Origin of the sequence: Serratia inhibens, assembly GCF_003591175.1 — a bacterium.
In the GTDB taxonomy this organism is placed as follows: Bacteria; Pseudomonadota; Gammaproteobacteria; order Enterobacterales; family Enterobacteriaceae; genus Serratia; species Serratia inhibens.
On the sequence record NZ_QYYG01000001.1, the window covers coordinates 613,505 to 632,636 of the forward strand.

General features: G+C 57.7%; 19 protein-coding genes. 10 read left to right on the forward strand and 9 right to left on the reverse strand.

The genetic code is table 11. The annotated features are described in order from the left end of the window. Positions 1-3: 3 nt before the first annotated feature. From D4100_RS02835 to ydfG, 3 genes are all read left to right on the forward strand, one after another. On the forward strand, positions 4-1,062 hold the full coding sequence (locus D4100_RS02835; protein WP_119802996.1) for an aldo/keto reductase: 1,059 nt from the start codon (positions 4-6) through the stop codon (positions 1,060-1,062). A gap of 98 nt (positions 1,063-1,160) precedes the next feature. Then, the gene (locus D4100_RS02840) at positions 1,161-1,682 is read left to right on the forward strand and encodes a GNAT family N-acetyltransferase (RefSeq protein ID WP_119802998.1); all 522 of its coding nucleotides are present in this window, start codon (positions 1,161-1,163) and stop codon (positions 1,680-1,682) included. Between the two features lie 197 nt (positions 1,683-1,879). After that, positions 1,880-2,629, forward strand: a complete 750-nt coding sequence (gene ydfG / locus D4100_RS02845) for a bifunctional NADP-dependent 3-hydroxy acid dehydrogenase/3-hydroxypropionate dehydrogenase YdfG (RefSeq protein ID WP_065506258.1) — start codon at positions 1,880-1,882, stop codon at positions 2,627-2,629. Between the two features lie 19 nt (positions 2,630-2,648). Here ydfG and D4100_RS02850 read toward each other — a convergent pair whose 3' ends face one another. Continuing rightward, on the reverse strand, positions 2,649-2,978 hold the full coding sequence (locus tag D4100_RS02850) for a YnfA family protein (RefSeq protein WP_004944027.1): 330 nt from the start codon (positions 2,976-2,978) through the stop codon (positions 2,649-2,651). Positions 2,979-3,127: 149 nt separating this feature from the next. Between D4100_RS02850 and D4100_RS02855 the strand changes: the two genes are divergently transcribed. Together D4100_RS02855 and D4100_RS02860 are read left to right on the forward strand one after the other, a co-directional pair. After that, entirely contained in the window at positions 3,128-3,496 is a 369-nt protein-coding gene (locus D4100_RS02855) for a DUF1283 family protein (protein ID WP_006322586.1), read from the forward strand. 89 nt (positions 3,497-3,585) lie between these two features. Further along, a complete protein-coding gene (locus D4100_RS02860) occupies positions 3,586-3,885 on the forward strand; it encodes a DUF1161 domain-containing protein (protein ID WP_006322587.1) in 300 nt (99 codons plus the stop codon). A gap of 38 nt (positions 3,886-3,923) precedes the next feature. Here D4100_RS02860 and D4100_RS02865 read toward each other — a convergent pair whose 3' ends face one another. Beyond that, positions 3,924-5,411: an MDR family MFS transporter gene (locus D4100_RS02865; protein ID WP_119803000.1), complete on the reverse strand. Its 1,488-nt coding sequence runs from the start codon at positions 5,409-5,411 to the stop codon at positions 3,924-3,926. A gap of 275 nt (positions 5,412-5,686) precedes the next feature. On the opposite strand from D4100_RS02865, the gene clcB reads away from it, so the two are divergent. Beyond that, positions 5,687-6,967, forward strand: a complete 1,281-nt coding sequence (gene clcB / locus D4100_RS02870) for a voltage-gated ClC-type chloride channel ClcB (RefSeq protein ID WP_006322589.1) — start codon at positions 5,687-5,689, stop codon at positions 6,965-6,967. On the opposite strand, the gene bioD is transcribed toward clcB, so the two are convergent. The 3 genes from bioD to D4100_RS02885 form a co-directional block, all read right to left on the reverse strand. Next, complete coding sequence (bioD, locus tag D4100_RS02875) at positions 6,964-7,635, reverse strand: dethiobiotin synthase (protein ID WP_006322590.1); 672 nt, start codon at positions 7,633-7,635, stop codon at positions 6,964-6,966. The two genes, clcB and bioD, sit on opposite strands and share 4 nt — an antisense overlap. 146 nt (positions 7,636-7,781) lie before the next feature. Next, a complete protein-coding gene (mlc, locus tag D4100_RS02880) occupies positions 7,782-8,999 on the reverse strand; it encodes a sugar metabolism global transcriptional regulator Mlc (protein ID WP_006322591.1) in 1,218 nt (405 codons plus the stop codon). A 158-nt stretch (positions 9,000-9,157) separates the two neighbouring features. Next, positions 9,158-10,048 (reverse strand): LysR family transcriptional regulator, encoded by an 891-nt coding sequence (locus D4100_RS02885; protein WP_006322592.1) that lies wholly within the window; start codon positions 10,046-10,048, stop codon positions 9,158-9,160. 149 nt (positions 10,049-10,197) lie between these two features. Here D4100_RS02885 and D4100_RS02890 point away from each other — a divergent pair, with 149 nt between their 5' ends. Both D4100_RS02890 and tus read left to right on the forward strand, forming a co-directional pair. After that, the gene (locus D4100_RS02890) at positions 10,198-11,463 is read left to right on the forward strand and encodes an MFS transporter (RefSeq protein WP_199685664.1); all 1,266 of its coding nucleotides are present in this window, start codon (positions 10,198-10,200) and stop codon (positions 11,461-11,463) included. Positions 11,464-11,624: 161 nt separating this feature from the next. Next, positions 11,625-12,563 (forward strand): DNA replication terminus site-binding protein, encoded by a 939-nt coding sequence (gene tus / locus D4100_RS02895; protein WP_119803004.1) that lies wholly within the window; start codon positions 11,625-11,627, stop codon positions 12,561-12,563. Here tus and D4100_RS02900 read toward each other — a convergent pair. The 4 genes from D4100_RS02900 to D4100_RS02915 form a co-directional block, all read right to left on the reverse strand. Beyond that, a complete protein-coding gene (locus D4100_RS02900) occupies positions 12,553-12,921 on the reverse strand; it encodes a VOC family protein (protein ID WP_119803006.1) in 369 nt (122 codons plus the stop codon). The two genes, tus and D4100_RS02900, sit on opposite strands and share 11 nt — an antisense overlap. A gap of 93 nt (positions 12,922-13,014) precedes the next feature. Beyond that, positions 13,015-13,704: a helix-turn-helix transcriptional regulator gene (locus D4100_RS02905; RefSeq protein WP_006322596.1), complete on the reverse strand. Its 690-nt coding sequence runs from the start codon at positions 13,702-13,704 to the stop codon at positions 13,015-13,017. A gap of 62 nt (positions 13,705-13,766) precedes the next feature. Next, a complete protein-coding gene (gene fumC / locus D4100_RS02910; protein ID WP_119803008.1) occupies positions 13,767-15,164 on the reverse strand; it encodes a class II fumarate hydratase in 1,398 nt (465 codons plus the stop codon). A gap of 271 nt (positions 15,165-15,435) precedes the next feature. After that, complete coding sequence (locus D4100_RS02915; protein WP_065506833.1) at positions 15,436-15,735, reverse strand: hypothetical protein; 300 nt, start codon at positions 15,733-15,735, stop codon at positions 15,436-15,438. Between the two features lie 548 nt (positions 15,736-16,283). Here D4100_RS02915 and manA point away from each other — a divergent pair. Together manA and D4100_RS02925 are read left to right on the forward strand one after the other, a co-directional pair. Further along, the gene (gene manA, locus D4100_RS02920; RefSeq protein WP_065506257.1) at positions 16,284-17,462 is read left to right on the forward strand and encodes a mannose-6-phosphate isomerase; all 1,179 of its coding nucleotides are present in this window, start codon (positions 16,284-16,286) and stop codon (positions 17,460-17,462) included. Between the two features lie 143 nt (positions 17,463-17,605). Further along, the gene (locus tag D4100_RS02925) at positions 17,606-19,129 is read left to right on the forward strand and encodes a YdgA family protein (RefSeq protein ID WP_065506256.1); all 1,524 of its coding nucleotides are present in this window, start codon (positions 17,606-17,608) and stop codon (positions 19,127-19,129) included. Positions 19,130-19,132: the final 3 nt, after the last annotated feature.

Genomic DNA, 19,132 nt, shown 5'->3' on the forward strand with positions numbered 1-19,132 from the left:
ACGATGCAATACCGTCAGCTTGGCCATTCCGGCCTGAAAGTTTCGGCGCTGAGTCTCGGCACCATGACCTTTGGCGGCGCAGGCAAATTCGCCAAAACCGGCGATACCGGCGTTGACGAAGCCCGCAGCCAGATAGACCGCTGTATCGACGCAGGCATTAACCTGTTCGATACCGCCGACGTCTATTCCGCCGGCAAGGCGGAAGAGATCCTGGGCCAGGCGCTGGGCAAAAAACGTCAGCAGGTGCTGGTCGCCAGCAAGGCGCGCTTCCCAATGGGCGCCGGCCCGAACGACGCGGGGCTGTCTCGCCATCATTTGATCCGCGCCTGCGAAGCCAGTCTGCGGCGGCTGAACACAGATTATCTCGACTTGTATCAACTGCATGAATGGGACGGCGTGACGCCGGTTGAAGAAACCCTGCGCGCGCTGGAGCATTTGGTCAGCAGCGGCAAGGTGCGTTACGTCGGCGTATCCAACTTTTCCGGCTGGCACCTGATGAAACACCTGGGCGCCGCCGAACATTTGGGCCTGGTGCGGCCGGTCAGCCAGCAGATTCATTACACGCTGCAGGCCCGCGAGGCAGAGTATGAACTGCTGCCGATAGCAGCGGATCAGGACGTCGGCGTCCTGGTGTGGAGCCCGCTGGCCGGCGGTTTGCTTTCCGGCAAATACCGCCGCAATCAACCTGCGCCGGCAGGCACCCGCCACCTGGCCAACTGGGGCGAGCCGCCGGTACGCGACGAGGAGCGGCTGTACGATATCGTCGACGTACTGGTGGATATCGCCCGGTCGCACGGCGTGTCTGCTGCCCAAGTCGCCCTGGCCTGGCTGCTGGCGCAGCCCACTATCACCTCGGTGGTGATCGGCGCGCGCAACGACAATCAACTGCAGGACAACCTGCAAGCCGCCAATCTAACCCTGAGCGAAGAAGAGCTGCAGCGGCTGGAGGAAGTGAGCCGTCCGCCGTTGATTTATCCTTATTGGCACCAGGCCGCCACCGCACCGGACCGTCTGTCGGACGCCGACCTGCTTCTGCTTGCTCCGCACCTGCAGCAAAAATAAGTCGCATCTGCCGTTAATCAACGTAGTATCGATGATCCGCCCCGTTTTGACGGGCGCGGATTTTTTGCCGTTTTGGCCTGAAAAGCGAGGTAATAATAATGATTCACAGTGACCTTTCTCAGTGCCGCCTTAATACCGACCGGTTGGTGATTGCTCCATTTACCGCAGCAGACGCCGACGAGGTTTACCAGGCGATTACCCCAACCTTGACGCGCTTTATGAATTTTGAACCTGAGGCGTCGCCGGAAGCCTTCGCCAACGTCTGGCAAGCCTGGTTACCGCTGATCCGTGAAGGCGAGGAAGTGATTTTTATCGCCCGTCTGCACGACACCAAACAGTTTGTCGGCATGGGCGGCGCGCACGATCTGCACAGCCAAACGCCGGAGCTGGGCATTTGGGTAAAAGAGACTCAGCACGGCAACGGCTATGGCCGCGAAATTGTCCACGCCATAGCGATCTGGGCCAGCGAGCGCTACCGGCCACAACACTTTATCTATCCGGTGGCCGAGCAAAACACCCCCAGCCGACGCATCGCTGAATCCCTCGGCGGCGTGGTCGCCGGCCGGCGCGAAAACACCAAATACGACTGCGTGGTCTACCAGATTCCACCACAGCGTTAAAGGTTTACCGGCCCGGCCCTTGATAATCGTTTAGCGGCCAGGCCTCCTTCTCCTTTCGTTGCCAACGCACCGAAAAGCGCCCGTTTTCCGGCATCGATGACTGTTTTTTACCGCACACGCAGATAACCGCTGCCACTTGATGTGGGATTATGCTAATCCTATAGCATGTAGGGTATAAACACTTGAGGAACAGTCACATGATCATTTTTGTCACGGGCGCCACATCAGGTTTTGGCGAGGCTATCACACGGCGTTTTATCCGCGAAGGCCACCAGGTCATTGCCACCGGCCGCCGCGTTGAACGTCTGGAAGAGTTGAAAGACGAATTGGGTGACGCGCTGCATATCGTCCGCCTGGACGTACGCAACCGCGCCGCAATTCAGCAGGTGATCGACGAACTGCCTGCCGCTCTGCGCCAGATCGACGTGCTGGTGAATAACGCCGGCCTGGCGTTGGGGTTGGAACCTGCGCACAGAGCCGACGCCGAAGATTGGGATACCATGATCGACACCAACACCAAAGGCCTGGTGAACATGACCCGCGCCCTGCTGCCGGCGATGGTCGAACGCAACATTGGCCATGTGATCAACATCGGCTCCGTCGCCGCCAACTGGCCGTATGCCGGTGGCAACGTTTACGGCGCGACCAAGGCTTTCGTCAAACAATTCAGCCTGGGTCTGCGGGCCGATCTGCACGGTACGCGTATCCGCGTCACCGACATTGAGCCTGGCCTGGTGGGCGGTACCGAGTTCTCCAACGTGCGCTTCAAAGGCGATGATGGCAAAGTTGACAAGATCTACGACGGTGCCAATGCGCTAACGCCGGAAGATATCGCCGAGTCGGTGTTCTGGGTTGCCACCCTGCCGGCACACGTCAATATCAATACGCTGGAAATCATGCCGGTCAGCCAGTCCTTCGCCGGGTTGAATATCCACCGCGAGTCCTGACGCTTCCCGTGCCGCCGGGTTACCCGGCGGCACGCCAGCCTGAAACGATAATCAACATCCCCGCCAGCGCCACACCGGCGCCCAACCAATCCAGCGCCGACAGTTTAACCCCATCCACCACCCGCAACCACAGCAGCGCCGTTGCCACATAAACGCCGCCATAAGCCGCATAGACTCGCCCGCTGGCTGCCGGATGCAGCGTCAACAGCCAGACAAACAGCATCAAACTGGCGGCGGCCGGCAGCAACAGCCAAACGCCGGCGTTTTTTTTCAGCCACAGGTAGGGCAAGAAACAGCCTATAATTTCGGCTAACGCGGTGGCGAAAAATAGCAAAGTAGTCTTTAACATGGGCAATGCTTTTCTCTCAGTAAAGTAAACGAAGCGGCGCTTGGCTGGTGCAGCCTCAGGGCTCGGTGGTATATTTATTGTCACGCCTGCGGGCGCGATTAAGCCGGTGTTGCCTTCCTCCGGCAACACTAACTCATAAGGATGAAACGATGAAAACACTTTCTGCACCACGACTGCTGCGCGGGATGCTGCCGGTCGCCATGTTGATGCTGATGGGTGCCTGGCAGGCTCCTGCGTTGGCTGCCACCTGTACTCAGGGCAGCACCTGCGTGACCGTCGATGGCAGTAACAGCGGTGCCATGAGTACCGAAGCCGCTCGCCAGAGCAAAGAACAGTTTAACGACACCAAATCTCTGCGCCATAAGGTCAACACCCGCGTCGAGAAAGAGTTCGACAAGGTAGACAAGGCAATCGACAGCGAAGACCGCTGCGACGACAGCCTGAACGTTAATGCCTACTGGGAACCGAACACCCGCAAGTGTCTGGATCGCCAGACCGGTCGTCAGATTAATCCTTAATCTCGCCGCAGCCGGCGGCGAGCGTTAACCTCCGCCGCCATTGCTGCTATTGTGACAACGGAAGCTCATGCTCAAATAAGGACGAATTGATGAAAAAAACGCTTATCCTGGGTGCACTGCTGCTGACCGCAGCCCCCCTGGCAGCCCTGGCCTCATGCGAAAGCGTGAAGGCGGACATTTCACAGAAAATTGTCAACAATGGCGTGCCGGAATCCGGCTTCAAACTGGATATCGTGCCCAATGACCAGGCACAACAGGCTGGCGGATTGGTCGTTGGTCACTGCGAAAACGACACTCAGAAAATTGTCTATACCCGCCTGAGCAACGGTGACGATAACGGTGACGCGGCCCAGACCGGCACCAGTCAGGACACCAAAACCGCGCAATAACCGCAGTTCAGGGCGCAACCGCGCCCTTACCTTTTTCTTTACGCCTGCTCCGCCTCTTCACCCTCACCCTGCGGCCGATGCCGCGCGGGGATCAACATCGCCGCCGCCAGCGCCAGCAACGAAATCAGTGCGGAAACCAAAAACACCCAATGCAACGAAGCGGCCACCTGCTGAATCACATCCGCCAGTTTTTCCGGCGTCATGGCGCCGCGCACTGCCGGCTCCATCAGTTGCTGCACCGGATCGACGGTTTGCGGCAGACGGTGCTGCAAGTTAAGGTTCAACGTAGCGCCCAGAATAGCGGTGCCGATGGCCGAACCCATCATCCGGGTGAATACCGTACAGGCGGTGGCTATGCCGCGAATGCTGTGATGTGCGGCGTTTTGCACTGAAACCAAAAACGTGGTGTTGCACAACCCCATGCCGGCACCCACCATAAAGGCCGCCACCCGCCCCCACAACAGACCGCCGTTCGGCTGCAGCAGCAATAAGATCAACCCGCCGGCCAGCAGCAGCAACGCCCCCAGCAACGCGGTGGTGCGATAAGACGTCATCAGCATCAGCCGCCCGCTCAGGGTGCTGGCCAGTGGCCAGCCAATCGACATCAGTGCCAATGTGGTCCCGGCTTCCAGCGGCGTTCCGCCCATCACGCCCTGAATAAAGGTCGGCAGAAAGGCGCTGATACCCATCATCGCCGCGCCGATCACCACCCCGCCAATATTGCCGGCTACAATCACCCGGCTTTGCCACAACGCCAGCGGGAACAACGGCTCGGGCGCACAGCGTTCCTGACGGATCAGCAGCATCAGCGAAACCGCCGCCAGCAACAACAGCGGCAACACCCACCATCCCAGATTTTCCGCCTGCAGCAACGACATGAGCAGCGCCGCGACAAACAGCGTCAGCCATGCCGTGCCCGCCAGATCCAGCGCGTGTTTACGCACCTGTTTACTGGAGGGCAGATAGCGGCCGAGGAAAAACATCGCCAGCAGGCCGATCGGCAAATTGACCCAGAACACCAGCGCCCAGGGCAAGTGCTGGACGATAAACGCCCCCAGCAGCGGGCCGATGATTGCCGACACGCCCCACACGCTGGACAGATAGCCCATGACCTTCGGCCGCTCGGTCGCGCTGTAGATATCGCCGATAATGGTGGTCGCGATCGGCATAATCGCCCCGGCACCCAGCCCCTGCAACAGCCGAAAAGCTATCAGCCAGTACATATTTGGCGAAAAACCGCACAACACCGACCCCAGTAAAAACAGCGATGCGCCAAAGAAAAACACCCGCTTGCGGCCCAATAGATCCGCCAGCCGGCCATAGATCGGAATGGTGATGGCCTGCGCCAGCAAATAGACCGCAAAGACCCAGCCCAGCAGCGAGAAACCGCCGAGATCGCCGATGATGGTCGGCATTGCCGTGGCGACAATGGTCGCCTCGATGGCCGACATAAACATGGCCAGCATGCAGGCGATCAGAATCAGTGGGCGATGAGCGAGGGGTGCAGATGAGTCGTTAGTTGTCATAGCGTTGTTGGGCTCTGGATTTTTATTGTCATCAAATTATACCCGCCGGGTTAAACGCTGCCGTAAGCTGTGTCTATTTCCCTGTTTTCAATGGCGAAGAACGCATCATTTGAACATTTAGTGACAACGTCACCAAAAAATGAACGGGATTTATCGCTTCGCCGTTGAAACCACGATCCCGGCGGCGGATCTGCAAAGATTCTCTGGCCTTCGGCCGGACCGCCAAGCACAATGCTCAGCTGAACCTTTCATTTTTCTCACGATTTTACCGACTCATGAAACGATTGGTCCACCTGCATCACTATCGCGCCCTGCTGCGCCGCCTGTTTATCGCCATCTTTCTGGGCATTGCCGCCGCGTTGGTCGTTTGGCTGTTTCACCGCGCCATGCTCGGGCTGGAGTGGGTGTTGCTCGATCACGAAGATGGCAGCCTGGTGGCCGCCGCCGCCGCATTACCGAACTGGCGCAGAGCCTTGACCCCGGCCCTGGGCGGCCTGGCGGCAGGTTTCTTGCTGTGGGTTTATCAGCGTTATCAGCATCAGCGGCAAATAGCGCCTACCGATTATATGGAGGCGATAGAAACCGGCGACGGACGGCTCGATGTCAGCGCCAGCCTGGTTAAATGCCTGGCTTCATTGCTGGTGGTGTCCAGCGGCAGCGCCATCGGCCGCGAAGGCGCGATGATCCTGCTGGCGGCGCTGGTGGGATCGGTATTCGCCCAACGCTTTACCCACGAGAAAGAGTGGAAACTGTGGGTGGCCTGCGGCGCGGCCGCCGGTATGGCCAGCGCCTATCATGCACCGCTGGCGGGCAGCCTGTTTATCGCCGAAATTCTGTTTGGCACCCTGATGCTGGCTTCGCTCGGCCCGGTAGTGATTGCCGCCGTCAGCGCGCTGCTGGTGACCAATTTGCTCAACGGTGGCCAGGCACCGCTGTATTTGGTGGAACCGCTGCCTGCGCCCTGGCCGGTACAATATCTCTTGATGGCGCTGCTCGGCGTGCTGGCCGGCATCTGCGGCCCGCTGTTCCTGTGGGCGATGTCGGCTTCCGGCCATGCTTTCCGTTCACTGCGCCTGACGCCACCGCTGCAACTGGCGCTGGGCGGATTCATTGTTGGTTTGCTGTCGCTGCTGTTTCCTGAAGTGTGGGGTAATGGCTACAGCGTAGTGCAGTCTCTGCTCAGCGCACCGCCTGGCGTATTGCTGGTCGGCGCCATTTTGATCTGCAAGCTGCTGGCTGTGCTTGCCAGCAGTGGTTCCGGCGCGCCCGGCGGCGTGTTCACCCCCACGCTGTTTGTCGGGGCTGCGCTGGGTTCGCTGGTTGGGCAGTTGTGCGCCACCTGGCCCGAACTGGGCGCTGCCGTGCCGCTGTTGATGGCCTTGACCGGCATGGCGACCCTGTTGGCCGCCACCACTCACGCGCCAATCATGGCCGCGCTGATGGTGTTTGAGATGACCGGCGAGTACACCCTATTGCCCGGTATTCTGCTGGCCTGCGTGATCGCCACCACCCTGTCGCGCGGCTTGCGTTCGGTGTCGGTCTATCACAATGCCTAGCGGTTCAGCAGTGGTGAAATATCGAGATAGTGCGCCAGTTCGCGCTGCTCGGCGCGCGGCAGATAAGGAATTTCCCCCAACAACGGCGCAGGAATGCGTTGGCGCAAGGCTTCGATAGTTTCTGCGTAATGCGCCAGCCCCGGATTAATCCGGTTCGCCACCCATCCCAACAAAGGTAAACCGTCATTAATGATCGACTGTGCGGTCAATAAGGCATGGCTGACGCAGCCCAGTTTGATTCCCACCACCAACACCACCGGCAATTGCTCCTGGACCACCCACTCGGCATAGGGCCGCAGATCGTTCATCAGCACGCGCCAGCCACCGCTGCCCTCCACAACCACGGTATCGGCTCTGGCGGACAGACTCTGCAACCCGCTGCTCATCACGCCGTAGTTGATATCCTCGGTGGCATGAGCGTGAAACACCTCATCCAGACAGGTGATGGGATTAATTTCCTCGTACGACAGCGGCAGAGTCGAAGATGCCTGTAAAACCAAAGCGTCTTTATTGCGAATGCCTTCGCTGGTTTCCTGACACCGCGCCGCTATCGGCTTATAGCCGGCGACCGAACGGCCCTGCGCGGCCAGCGCCTGCAGCAAGGCGCGGGAAACCACGGTTTTACCGACGTCGGTATCCGTGCCTGTTACAAATAAACGCTTTAACATGTTTTAATTGCCCCGAAATGCTCCATTAACCCAAATATCGCCACGATAAGGCGAAGGAGACGAACGGGAAAATTTTAGGGGATGCTGAGCGAACGGGGCTTGAGGTAGCGCAATCTTTTATCGTTAAACGATAAGTATTACTGATATTACCCTTGCAGCAGTTGTACCAGCAACGAGCCGTTGTACAAGGCTTCCTTCACCAGCGCGGCGCCGGGCATGGTGCCCTTGTTGAAGAACTGGGTGGATTCCACCTGCACATGGTCGCTGTAGGCCGGCAGCGATTGCTGACGAATGCAAGAAACGATGGCCGGATGCAGAATTTCCGCCGCGCGGTTCAGCGGTGAACCGACCAGGATTTTGTCAGGATTGAACAAGTTGACCATGATCGCCAGAATACGCCCCACGCTGTGGCCCACGCCCAGAATGATATCTTTGGCCAGTTGATCGCCCGCCAGCGCCGCATCGCACAGGGATTCTGCCGTCAGCGGCGCACCGTGCAGGCTGGAGCTCATGGAGGTTGCGAGACGCTGTTGGGCGATCTCCAGGATATTTTCAATACTGGCGACGGTCTCCAGACAACCGTGGTTACCGCAGTAACAGCGTTTGCCGTAAGGATCGACCTGCGTATGACCAATCTCCACCACGCTGTGGCTGCCGCCGTGCAGCACTCGCCCGCCGGTGATCACGCCTGCGCCGACGCTGTGGTCGATCACCACCTGAATCACGTTCTGGCTGCCGCGCGAGGCGCCATACAGCGCTTCGGCCATGGTCCAGGCGCTGATATCGTGCTGCAGGTAGACCGGTAACCCGGTGCGCGTTTCCAGCGCGGGGCCCAGCGGCATGTCCACGACATCGTAAAACGGCATACGGTGCACCACGCCGGAAACCACATCAATCGTGCCCGGCAGCGTAATGGCGATCGCCGTCAGACGCTCAAGTTTGCTTTGATGACGAATAAAGAACTGGTCGACTTCACCGAGAATGCGTTTCAGCAGCGGTTCAGGGTGTTCGGCATCCAGCGGCAGAAGCTCTTCTACCACCAGTTTGCTGCTGATATCGCGCAGCGCCAACGTAATGGTGCCACGGCTGATGCGGGCGGAAAGGTAATGCCAGGCTTCGGTGTCCAGCACCAGCCCTATCGCCGGTCGCCCGCGACTACCGACTTCCTGATATTCGTTTTCTTTAACCAGATGCGCTTCCAGCAACTCGCGTACGATTTTGGTGATGCTGGCGGGGGCGAGTTGCGCGCGTTTAGACAGTTCGATGCGCGAAATTGGGCCCAGTTCATCGATTAGCCGATAAACTGCCCCTGCATTTGTTTGTTTGATTTGATCGATATGCCCAGGCTGTCCAACAGCAATCACAAACCTGCTCCTACTATTTTTCGCGCTTCTAAATAAAGACTAGAGGCTATGGTGGGGCTTTTGTAATACAGCGTCAACTATTTGATTCGTTATGTGATTTGCAGCACAAATTCCCCCTGCTTTCGCCGCATATTGCGTTTTATTTGCGCAGCGTTCCGTCACGGCAGCAGCAGTGTCATCAGCGATTTGGCTGCCGCGGTCAGAGTTCTTTGGCGGTGATGCACCAGCCAGACTTCGGTCACCGCCTCCGGCTCCGCCAGCGGCAGGTATTTCACCCCATCGACTTTCACCCGGCCAAAAGACGCCGGCAGAATAGAGATGCCCAGCCCGGAAGACACCAGACCGATGATGGTCATCGCTTCGCCGACTTCCTGGGTGATATAAGGCGTGATCCCCGCTTTGGCCAACAGCGACAAAATTTCGTCATACAATGCCGTCCCCACCTCTCGCGAGAAAAACACAAAGGGTTCTGCCGCCAGATGCTGGAAACGCAGCGTGCCGGGCGCAATATGGGTTAACGGATGCCCTTCCGGCACCACCGCGACCAATGGCTCGCATAGCAACAGTTGATGCTTCAGCACGTCCGGCAAGCGCGTATTGCGCATCACACCCAGATCCAGCTCGCCGTTAAGCAGCGGCTCGATCTGTTGCTTGGTGTTCACTTCGCGCATTTTTATATGCACCTGCGGGTGCTGTTGGCGGTAAGCCCGCAAACTGCGCGACACCACACTGATAAAGGGTGCCGAAGAGGTGAAACCAATGGTCAACTCGCCCAGTTCGCCACGCTCCAGTCGTGCGGCCTTCTCCGCCGCACGGCCGACCTGATCGAGCACCTGATAAGCCTCTTTCAGGAACATTTCCCCCGCCTGCGTCAGGCTGACATTGCGGTTGTTACGTGCCAACAAACGCGCACCGACCATTTCCTCCAGCGCCTGGATTTGCTGGCTGAGCGGCGGTTGCGAAATGCGCAAACGTTCCGCCGCCCGACCGAAATGCAATTCTTCCGCCACAGCGACAAAATAGCGCAGGTGTCTCAGCTCTATATTCATACTTTAAACGTCTTAATTTGAATTATTAATATATTAGACAAAAAACTGGGCTCTCCCTATCATTTTGTTACCCCATGATGTACCTGTTTAAATCGCCCGAAGTTCGGTAAGGAAAGACTGTGACAACCCCTGTGCGTTCTACGGCGAACATGCCGTCGACGCTGGCCGCCAACGACGATGCGGCTGCTGCGCCAAAAGCCAAACGCTCCACCCTGAATAAACTCCCCTACATCGAACGCGGAACGCCGCAGTTTATGCGCGTTACCCTGGCGCTGTTTTCCGCCGGGTTGGCCACCTTCGCCCTGCTGTATTGCGTGCAGCCGATCCTGCCGGTTCTGTCGCAGGACTTTGGCATCTCGCCAGCGGAAAGCAGCCTGTCGCTTTCGGCCTCTACCGGCCTGCTGGCGGTCGGCCTGATGTTTACCGGCCCGCTGTCCGATGCCATCGGCCGTAAATCGGTGATGGTGGTGGCGTTGTTGCTGGCGGCAATATGCACCCTGATTTGCGCCTTTATGACCAGTTGGCACGGTATCTTGCTGATGCGTGCGCTGATTGGGCTGTCGCTGAGCGGCGTGGCGGCCGTTGGCATGACTTATTTAAGCGAAGAGATCCACCCCAGTTTTGTCGCCTTTTCGATGGGGCTTTACATCAGCGGCAACTCGATCGGCGGTATGAGCGGCCGCCTGGTGACCGGGGTGCTGACCGATTTCTTCTCCTGGCGCGCGTCGTTGGCGGTTATCGGGCTGTTCGCACTGGCCGCCGCCTGCATGTTCTGGCGCATTTTGCCCGCCTCTACGCATTTCCGCGCCTGTTCGCTGCGCCCGCGGACCTTGCTGATTAACTTCAGGCTGCATTGGCACGACAAGGGCCTGCCGCTGCTGTTTGCCGAAGGCTTTCTGCTGATGGGCAGTTTTGTCACCATGTTCAACTACATCGGCTACCGCCTGCTGTCCGATCCTTATCACCTCAGCCAGGCGATTGTCGGCCTGTTGTCGGTGGTGTATCTGACCGGCTCTTACAGCTCGCCGAAGGCTGGCGCGATGACCTCTCGTTTCGGTCGTGGCCCGGTTCTGCTGGCTTCAATCGTGATTATGCTGATCGGGATCCTGATTACCGCATTGGCGCCGGTAGCGATTATTTTTATCGGCATGATGCTGTTTACCGCAGGTTTCTTTGCCGCCCACTCGGTTGCCAGCAGTTGGATTGGCCGACGCGCAAGACGCGCCAAAGGCCAGGCGTCTTCTCTTTACCTGTTCTGCTATTACGTCGGCTCCAGCGTCGCCGGTACGCTCGGCGGCGTGTTCTGGCACAGCTTCGGGTGGAGCGGCGTAGTAGCATTTATCAGCGTGATGCTGCTGCTGGCGCTGCTGGTAGTGCATTATCTGAAGAAACTGCCGGAAGCGGCGCGCGTCTGACCCCTTCTCCTTGCCGCCTGCTTGTACGCTGAAACAGGCGGCCACCTTAATCCCCCTGCCAGGCTGGACCACTGGGAGCCTGGTACTATCACTGTGGCTGAGGTTGCCCTTTCGTTTGCTGTTCTCTTAATGTATGTTGTAACTAAAATACGAGGTGAATGATGGATAAATACGGTCTAATCGGCAGGATGAATGCGTGTTTCACCGAGTTGGAGCAGGCTCTGGCCGCGCTCCACCAGCAGATCCTGCCGCTGCGGCTGCTGGCGGCGCGGGTATTCAGCCTGCCGGAAATCGAGAAAGGCAAAGAGCACGCGGCGGTGGAACAGATAGCCGTCGAGCAGTATGTCGGCCAGGCGGCGCGCGACCTCGCGCTGGAACATTATCAGCGGCTGTTTATCCATCACAATAAACACAACGTCAGCAGCAAGGCGGCGGTACGCTTGCCCGGCGTGATCTGTCTGGCGGTGGAACTGCCGCAATATCGGGCATTGCAGGCGCAGATCGCCCTGATTAATCGGCTGAAGGCCGAACTGGAACAGATTATCACCGTCGATTCAGGCCTGGCGCCGGAGCAGCGGTTTGATTTCGTCCACACTCATCTGCATGGCCTGATCACCCTCAGCGCCTATCGCGCCATCACCGCCCTGAGTAACCCGGATTCGGTCCGCTTCGGCTGGGCCAACAAACACATTATCAAAAACGTGAAACGCGACGATATTTTGGCGCAGTTGGAAAAAAGCCTGAAGGCCGGGCGCGCGGTGCCGCCGCATAACCGCGAGCAGTGGGCCGAACTGGTCAGCCGCGAGATCGATGACGTCAGCCGCCTGCCGCAACAGGCGGTGTTGAAAATCAAACGCCCGGTGAAGGTACAGCCGATCGCCCGAGTGTGGTATCAGGAGCAGCAAAAGCAGGTGCAACACCCCTGCCCGCTGCCGCTGATCGCCCTGTGCCAGGTAGAAAGCGGCGCACAGGTACCGAAGATTGGCGAACTGCTCAATTACGACGCCGCGGCGGTCAAACACAAGTACAAACCGGATGCCAAACCGCTGCGGTTACTGGTTAAACGGCTGCATCTGTATACCGACGCGCCTACCGGCTGAGCGCGTAGCCCCGCAGGCGGTGGCCGTCCGGATCGGTGGCGACGAAGGCATAACCGAAATCGAGCGACACCGGTTGCTGGATAATTTCTACCCCCAGCTCACGCCAGTGCTGACAAAGCGCGTCTACTTGCTGCGGTTGCTCGCACAGAAAACCAATCTCACCGCCGCCACCGGCAGCCGTTGCGGCCGGTTCTACGGTATGCTTCGACCACATCGCCAGTTTGAAGCCGTTGTTCAGTACAAACAGCGCGAAGGTGGGTGAAAACTCCACCGGCTCCCGCCCCAGTAACCGGCGATAGAAAACGACGCTTTTTTCCGGGCTATCGACGTAAAGCAGAGTCATGTTTGGGGTTGTCATCAGACTGTCCTCATGGCTGGAGGGAACCGGCGGCTCCCGATAGCGATAAATTAGCCCGCCCTGCTGACAGTTTTTGGCAGTAGTGAATATGGTTTATTGGGGAGTAATACCTTGGGTTTTATACCACTCTTTCATCAACATGCGGCGGCCACGCGGGTAGCGCTGCGCCAGCGGCGTAGCCAAACGAATGCGATCAAGCCGAAAATGGCGAAACTCCTGGCGCAGCTCGCACCAGGCGACCAACATGCGCACCTGTTCAAAATAGCCGAGCGCAAATGGCCACAGGGTGCGTTCGCTGACGCTGCCGTCGCGATCGCAGTAATCCACGGCCAGCTTGCGCTCCTGGCGAATGACATCACGGATCAACACCACCGTTTCGTCCGCTACCTGCACCGCGTCTATCGGGCCAATCAACAGGGTGTTGGCCTCCAGTTCATCGCGCAGCATCGCGGGCAAGACATCGGCAATTTTCGCCAGCGCATTATTCGACGCCGCAGCCAGTTGAGTGTCGCCACGCCGCGCCACCCAGCGCATTCCCAACACCAGCGCTTCGATTTCCTGCGGCGAGAACATCAGCGGCGGCAGCATAAAACCAGGCCGCAATACATAGCCTACCCCCACTTCGCCGACGATCTCCGCCCCCTGCTGCTGCAACGTGGCGATATCGCGATACAGCGTGCGCATGCTGATGTTCATTTCCTGCGCCAGCGCATGGCCGGCGACCGGATAACGATGGCGCCGCAGGATCTGCATCAGATCCAGTAAACGCTCGGTGCGTGACATACTTTTTTCTCCAAAAAAAAAGGGCTTACCGCAAGTAAGCCCTTAACCCCGCATTCAATCAATTACTTCTTCATGCTGCCGACCATCTCTTCCGGACGCACCCATTGGTCGAATTGCTCTTCGGTCAGGTAACCCAGCTTCAGCGCCGCGGCTTTTAGCGTCAGCCCCTCTTTATGCGCTTTCTTGGCGATTTCCGCCGCTTTGTCATAGCCAATATGGGTATTCAACGCGGTCACCAGCATCAAAGATTCATTCAGCAACTGGGTAATGCGATCGCGGTTGGGTTCGATGCCCACCGCGCAGTGCTCATTAAAGCCCTGCATGCCATCGGCCAGCAGCCGGATAGACTGCAGATAGTTGTGGATCACCATCGGACGAAACACGTTCAGCTCAAAGTTGCCGGAGGCGCCGCCGATATTCACCGCCACGTCATTGCCCATCACCTGCGCGCACAGCATGGTCATCGCCTCGCACTGGGTCGGGTTGACCTTGCCCGGCATGATGGAGCTGCCCGGTTCGTTTTCCGGAATGGAAATCTCGCCAATGCCGCAGCGCGGGCCGGAGGACAACCAGCGCACATCGTTGGCAATTTTCATTAATGAAGCCGCCAGCCCTTTCAGCGCGCCGTGGCCGTGCACCAGCGCATCACAGGTTGCCAAGGCTTCAAATTTGTTGGGCGCGGTAACGAACGGCTGCCGGGTCAGGTCGGCCAGCGCCCTGGCGACGCGCACCGCATATTCAGGATGGGTGTTCAGCCCGGTGCCCACCGCCGTGCCGCCCAACGCCAACTCGCAAATGTGCGGAATACTGGCTTCAATGTGCTGCAAATTGTGCTGCAGCATCGCCGCCCAACCGGAAATTTCCTGGCCGAGCGTCAGCGGCGTGGCGTCCTGCAGATGGGTGCGACCGATTTTGACGATATCGCGGAAGGCCTCCGCTTTGTCGCTCAGCGTTTTGTGCAGCACTTTCAGTTCAGGGATCAGATGTTCGCGCACCGCTATCACCGCCGCCACGTGCATCGCGGTCGGGAACACGTCGTTGGAGCTCTGGCTCTTGTTAACGTCATCGTTTGGGTGTACCCGCCGCTCTTCGCCGCGTACCCCGCCCAACAGCTCGCTGGCGCGATTGGCCAGCACTTCGTTCATGTTCATGTTGGTTTGGGTGCCGGAACCGGTTTGCCAGATCGACAGCGGGAACTCGTCCGGGTGCTTGTCCGCCAGCACCTCATCGGCGGCGTTGATAATGGCGTCAGCGCGTTCCGCAGGCAGCAGCCCCAGATCCCGGTTTACCCCGGCGGCGGCGCGTTTGGTCAGCGCCAGTGCATGAATCAATGCGGTCGGCATCTTTTCGGAGGAAATGCGAAAATGCGCCAGGGAACGCTGAGTTTGCGCGCCCCATAGCCGATCGGCCGGCACTTCGATGGGCCCCATGGAGTCTTTTTCAATTCGAACGGCTGCCATCACTGTCTCCTTAGTACAATTCCTAAAAATGTACGATTACGCCAACGCGCTCAGGCCCGTCGGCACGCCCCTACAGTATAGTGATATAATAACTATTCGCATTAAGAGAGTTGCCCCACAGCATTTTTCTACATTGCCTTTTTTAGCGTATGGCTATTATTTTCTCCCCGTTGATCTCGGTGCTCCGCCTGCTCTTCATTAATGTGCCAATACAATAAAAACGTCATCAGACGCTTGGCGCAGCTATTTCCGCTACTCTGTTGCGAGTGAGTTAATGTCGATGCTGATTGTAGGCATTAATCCTTTCATCCTGCAGATGATTGATTTCATCATAAGCATCCTGCCGTTCATTGTGGCGATAAACCCCGACGCCAACCGCAGTGGCGGCTGCCGCAACGGGGTGAATTACCGTCGGTGCCACAGAGACCACAACCGGCGCCGGAGCAACGACCACCGGCCGCGGCACCACAACCACCGGACGACGAACACCATAACCATAGGCATGGGTAACAACGACAGCCGCATGGGCACCGGAAGTGCACATAATCAAAACCAGTAATAATTTTTTCATCAGCGCCTCAGCTTTAAAATAGCGATATTCCAAGAGTTCATTTAATTGCGTTCACTGTATAGCGATGCGGTTCTTCGATTTAAACCCTTTGTGTGGTTGCCAATAAAAAACACCATAATGATGATATAAATATTCAGCGAGTAATAATTTACTTCAGCATTTACACATTGAAATAGAGCGAGATGAAATAACGCCAAAATGACATTTTTGATTTTCTATTAATAACCTGAGTAAAACCTGCCGATGCAACATGCCATTCATAATCCCTTTTTGCCGTTTTTTTACTCAACCGCAACCTCGTCGGAACTCCAGAGGCATTTGTGACGCTTATTGCTATCACGTTATACTTTGCGAATGCCGAACAACAGCGTGCCGCAGAGATTATTTCCCCCTGCCGGGCACAGGTGCCCTATTGTTTGATCGCGCACCTGATTTGGCGCCGTCGGATAAGCGTATGATGGGCGCACAGGGTCTGCTTGTTTTAGCCGTATAAATCAGTCAGCTACTCCCCGCCACCGTGGCGGCGAACGCAAAGGATGTTTATCAAGATGCAAAAAATGACCAACGCAGTGCAAAACTACGCATGGGGCAGTCACGACGCCTTAACCCGGCTGTATGACATCGCCAACCCGCAGGGGAAACCGATGGCGGAGCTGTGGATGGGCGCTCACCCGAAGAGCAGCTCCAGCGTGGCGGATGCCAACGGCAATTTGCGCTCACTGCGCGACGTCATTGATGAAGACCAACCCAAACAGCTGGGCGTCGACGTTGCCCGCCGCTTTGGCGAACTGCCGTTCCTGTTTAAAGTACTGTGCGCCGATCAGCCGCTGTCGATCCAGGTGCACCCAAGCAAGTCCGCCGCCGTTGCAGGTTTTGCCAAAGAAAACGCCGCCGGCGTTCCGCTGGATGCGGCCGAGCGCAATTATAAAGACCCTAACCACAAACCGGAGCTGGTGTTTGCGCTGACGCCTTTCCTGGCGATGAACGGCTTCCGCGAGCTGTCCGACATTGTTTCTCTGCTGCAGCCGATTGCCGGCGCGCATCATGATATCGCCGCCTTCCTGCAACAGCCGGACGTTGCGCACCTGTCAACGCTGTTTGCCAGCCTGCTGGCGATGAGCGGCGACCAGAAATCACTGGCGCTCGGGGTGCTGAAAGCCGCACTGAACAACCAACAAGGCGAACCCTGGGATACTTTGCGCTTTATCGCCGGCTTCTACCCGGACGACAGCGGCCTGTTCTCGCCGCTGCTGCTGAATGTGGTGCAACTCAAGCCGGGCGAAGCGATGTTCCTGTACGCCGAAACACCGCATGCGTACCTCAAAGGTGTGGCGCTGGAAGTCATGGCCAACTCGGACAACGTGCTGCGCGCCGGTCTGACGCCCAAGTTTATCGATATTCCTGAATTGCTGGCCAACCTGCAGTTCCGTCCTCAACCGGTTTCCGGCCTGTTGACCCAGCCGGAAAAACGCGGCGATGAGCTGTTCTTCCCGATCCCGGTAGAGGATTTTGCCTTCTCGCTGCACGATCTCTCCGCCGCACCGCAAACGCTGGCTCAAAACAGCGCAGCCATCGTGTTCTGCGTTGACGGCGAAGCGGTACTGGAAAAACAGGGCCTACAACTGGCGCTGAAGCCGGGCGAGTCCTGCTTTATCGGTGCTTTCGAGTCCCCGGTCAGCGTTAGCGGTTCAGGCCGAATCGCGCGCGTTTATAATCTGTTGTCGTAGTCACTCGGTAAATTTCAGCAAATTAGTTGCTAAAAAGAGTGGGTTACCTTCACAATTAAACGCCTGCGGGCGTTTTTTTGTTGGCCCAAATTTGCCCATCCATCTGTTTGCAACAGATGGCTTAATAAAGGATGAACAGAACTATGAAAAAATCGTTAGTCGCTGTCAGCGTCATTGTGGTTCTTGGCGCGGCATGGACCGGGGCTTCCTGGTACACCGGCAAACTGATCGAACAACGGATGGGTGAAGTGGTTGACAACGCCAACAGCCAACTGAAAGCCTACCTGCCGAAAGCCGGTGTCAAACTGGGTTATGAAAATTACCAGCGCGGCATTTTCAGCAGCAAAATCCGTTACGTGCTGCGCGCCGACGGCAGCGTCACCACCGACGATGCCGCACTGAAGCCCGGCGACGAAGTGGCGTTCCTGGAAACCATCGATCACGGCCCTTTCCCGTTCGCCCAGCTGAAAAAATTCAATCTGTTGCCAAGCATGGCTTCGGTGCATACCGAGCTGGAAAACACCCCGGCAACCAAAGGCCTGTTTGACATTACCAAAGGCAAGTCGCTGTTCACCGCCGACTCGCGCATTTCATACAGCGGCGACACCTCGTCTGCCATCGACGTGATCCCGCTGGAATACGCCAAAGACAAATCGGCGCTGAAGTTCAGCGGCGCAACCATCAATGCCGATGTCTCGCGCGATATGAAAGCCTTCACCCTGGACGCCAGCAGCGACAGCGCCGTGATCAGCGGCCCGAATCAATTCGGCCAAACCGAACAGGTTACCTTGCAGGGCGCTACGCTGAAGAGCCAGACCCATGCCGGCCAGTTCGATCTCAGCCTCGGCAATCAGAACATGGCGGTGAAGCAGGTCAAGATTGCCGTTGACGGCAAAGATACCCTGACGCTGGACGGCTTTAACCTGGCGAGCAAATTCGGCGAGAAAGACAATAATCTGAACGGCCAGATCGATTACACCATGGATGCGCTGAAGATCCAGAACAGCGACTTCGGCTCCGGCAAGCTGTCGCTGAAAATCGACAAACTGGACGCCAAGTCGCTGAAAGAGTTTGCCGACCGTTACAACCAGCAAGCGCTGGCGATGCTGCAACAGGGCCAACCCGTCGATCCGGTCGCTTACCAGCAGCAAACCACCGATATCTTGCTGCAAAACCTGCCGCTGTTGCTGAAAGGCAACCCGAACATCAGCATCGCACCGCTGAGCTGGAAAAACAGCAAGGGTGAAAGTACCTTTACCCTGAATCTGGACCTGACCGATCCGGCGCAGGCCGGCTCCCCGGCACAATCTCCGGACCAGTTGATTGCTCGTTCGGTGAAAAAACTGGACGCCAGCCTGAGCATTCCGGTCGCAATGGCTACCGAAACCACCTCACAGACGGCGCTGCTGCAAGGCTATAGCGCGGAAGAAGCGCAAAAACTGGCGCAGCAACAGGTTCAGGGGCTGGCGGCGATGGGCCAGATGTTCAAACTGACCACCCTGAAAGACGACGTGATTGGCAGCAGCTTCCATTACGCCGACAACCAGGTTGAACTGAACGGCAACAAAATGACGCTGCAAGAGTTCATCGGCATGTTCGGCCTGTTGGCCGCACCGGCAGAGGAAGGCGCACCGGCTCAGGACGCCGCTCCGGCACCGGCGCAGTAAGCA

What these genes read in the sequence shown, in the direction of transcription:
- D4100_RS02835 (WP_119802996.1), top strand. Translation starts at nt 4, where the DNA reads ATGCAATACCGTCAGCTTGGCCATTCCGGCCTGAAAGTTTCGGCGCTG.
- D4100_RS02840 (WP_119802998.1), top strand. Translation starts at nt 1,161, where the DNA reads ATGATTCACAGTGACCTTTCTCAGTGCCGCCTTAATACCGACCGGTTG.
- ydfG (WP_065506258.1), top strand. Translation starts at nt 1,880, where the DNA reads ATGATCATTTTTGTCACGGGCGCCACATCAGGTTTTGGCGAGGCTATC.
- D4100_RS02850 (WP_004944027.1), bottom strand. Translation starts at nt 2,978, where the DNA reads ATGTTAAAGACTACTTTGCTATTTTTCGCCACCGCGTTAGCCGAAATT.
- D4100_RS02855 (WP_006322586.1), top strand. Translation starts at nt 3,128, where the DNA reads ATGAAAACACTTTCTGCACCACGACTGCTGCGCGGGATGCTGCCGGTC.
- D4100_RS02860 (WP_006322587.1), top strand. Translation starts at nt 3,586, where the DNA reads ATGAAAAAAACGCTTATCCTGGGTGCACTGCTGCTGACCGCAGCCCCC.
- D4100_RS02865 (WP_119803000.1), bottom strand. Translation starts at nt 5,411, where the DNA reads ATGACAACTAACGACTCATCTGCACCCCTCGCTCATCGCCCACTGATT.
- clcB (WP_006322589.1), top strand. Translation starts at nt 5,687, where the DNA reads ATGAAACGATTGGTCCACCTGCATCACTATCGCGCCCTGCTGCGCCGC.
- bioD (WP_006322590.1), bottom strand. Translation starts at nt 7,635, where the DNA reads ATGTTAAAGCGTTTATTTGTAACAGGCACGGATACCGACGTCGGTAAA.
- D4100_RS02885 (WP_006322592.1), bottom strand. Translation starts at nt 10,048, where the DNA reads ATGAATATAGAGCTGAGACACCTGCGCTATTTTGTCGCTGTGGCGGAA.
- D4100_RS02890 (WP_199685664.1), top strand. Translation starts at nt 10,198, where the DNA reads ATGCCGTCGACGCTGGCCGCCAACGACGATGCGGCTGCTGCGCCAAAA.
- tus (WP_119803004.1), top strand. Translation starts at nt 11,625, where the DNA reads ATGGATAAATACGGTCTAATCGGCAGGATGAATGCGTGTTTCACCGAG.
- D4100_RS02900 (WP_119803006.1), bottom strand. Translation starts at nt 12,921, where the DNA reads ATGACAACCCCAAACATGACTCTGCTTTACGTCGATAGCCCGGAAAAA.
- D4100_RS02905 (WP_006322596.1), bottom strand. Translation starts at nt 13,704, where the DNA reads ATGTCACGCACCGAGCGTTTACTGGATCTGATGCAGATCCTGCGGCGC.
- fumC (WP_119803008.1), bottom strand. Translation starts at nt 15,164, where the DNA reads ATGGCAGCCGTTCGAATTGAAAAAGACTCCATGGGGCCCATCGAAGTG.
- D4100_RS02915 (WP_065506833.1), bottom strand. Translation starts at nt 15,735, where the DNA reads ATGAAAAAATTATTACTGGTTTTGATTATGTGCACTTCCGGTGCCCAT.
- manA (WP_065506257.1), top strand. Translation starts at nt 16,284, where the DNA reads ATGCAAAAAATGACCAACGCAGTGCAAAACTACGCATGGGGCAGTCAC.
- D4100_RS02925 (WP_065506256.1), top strand. Translation starts at nt 17,606, where the DNA reads ATGAAAAAATCGTTAGTCGCTGTCAGCGTCATTGTGGTTCTTGGCGCG.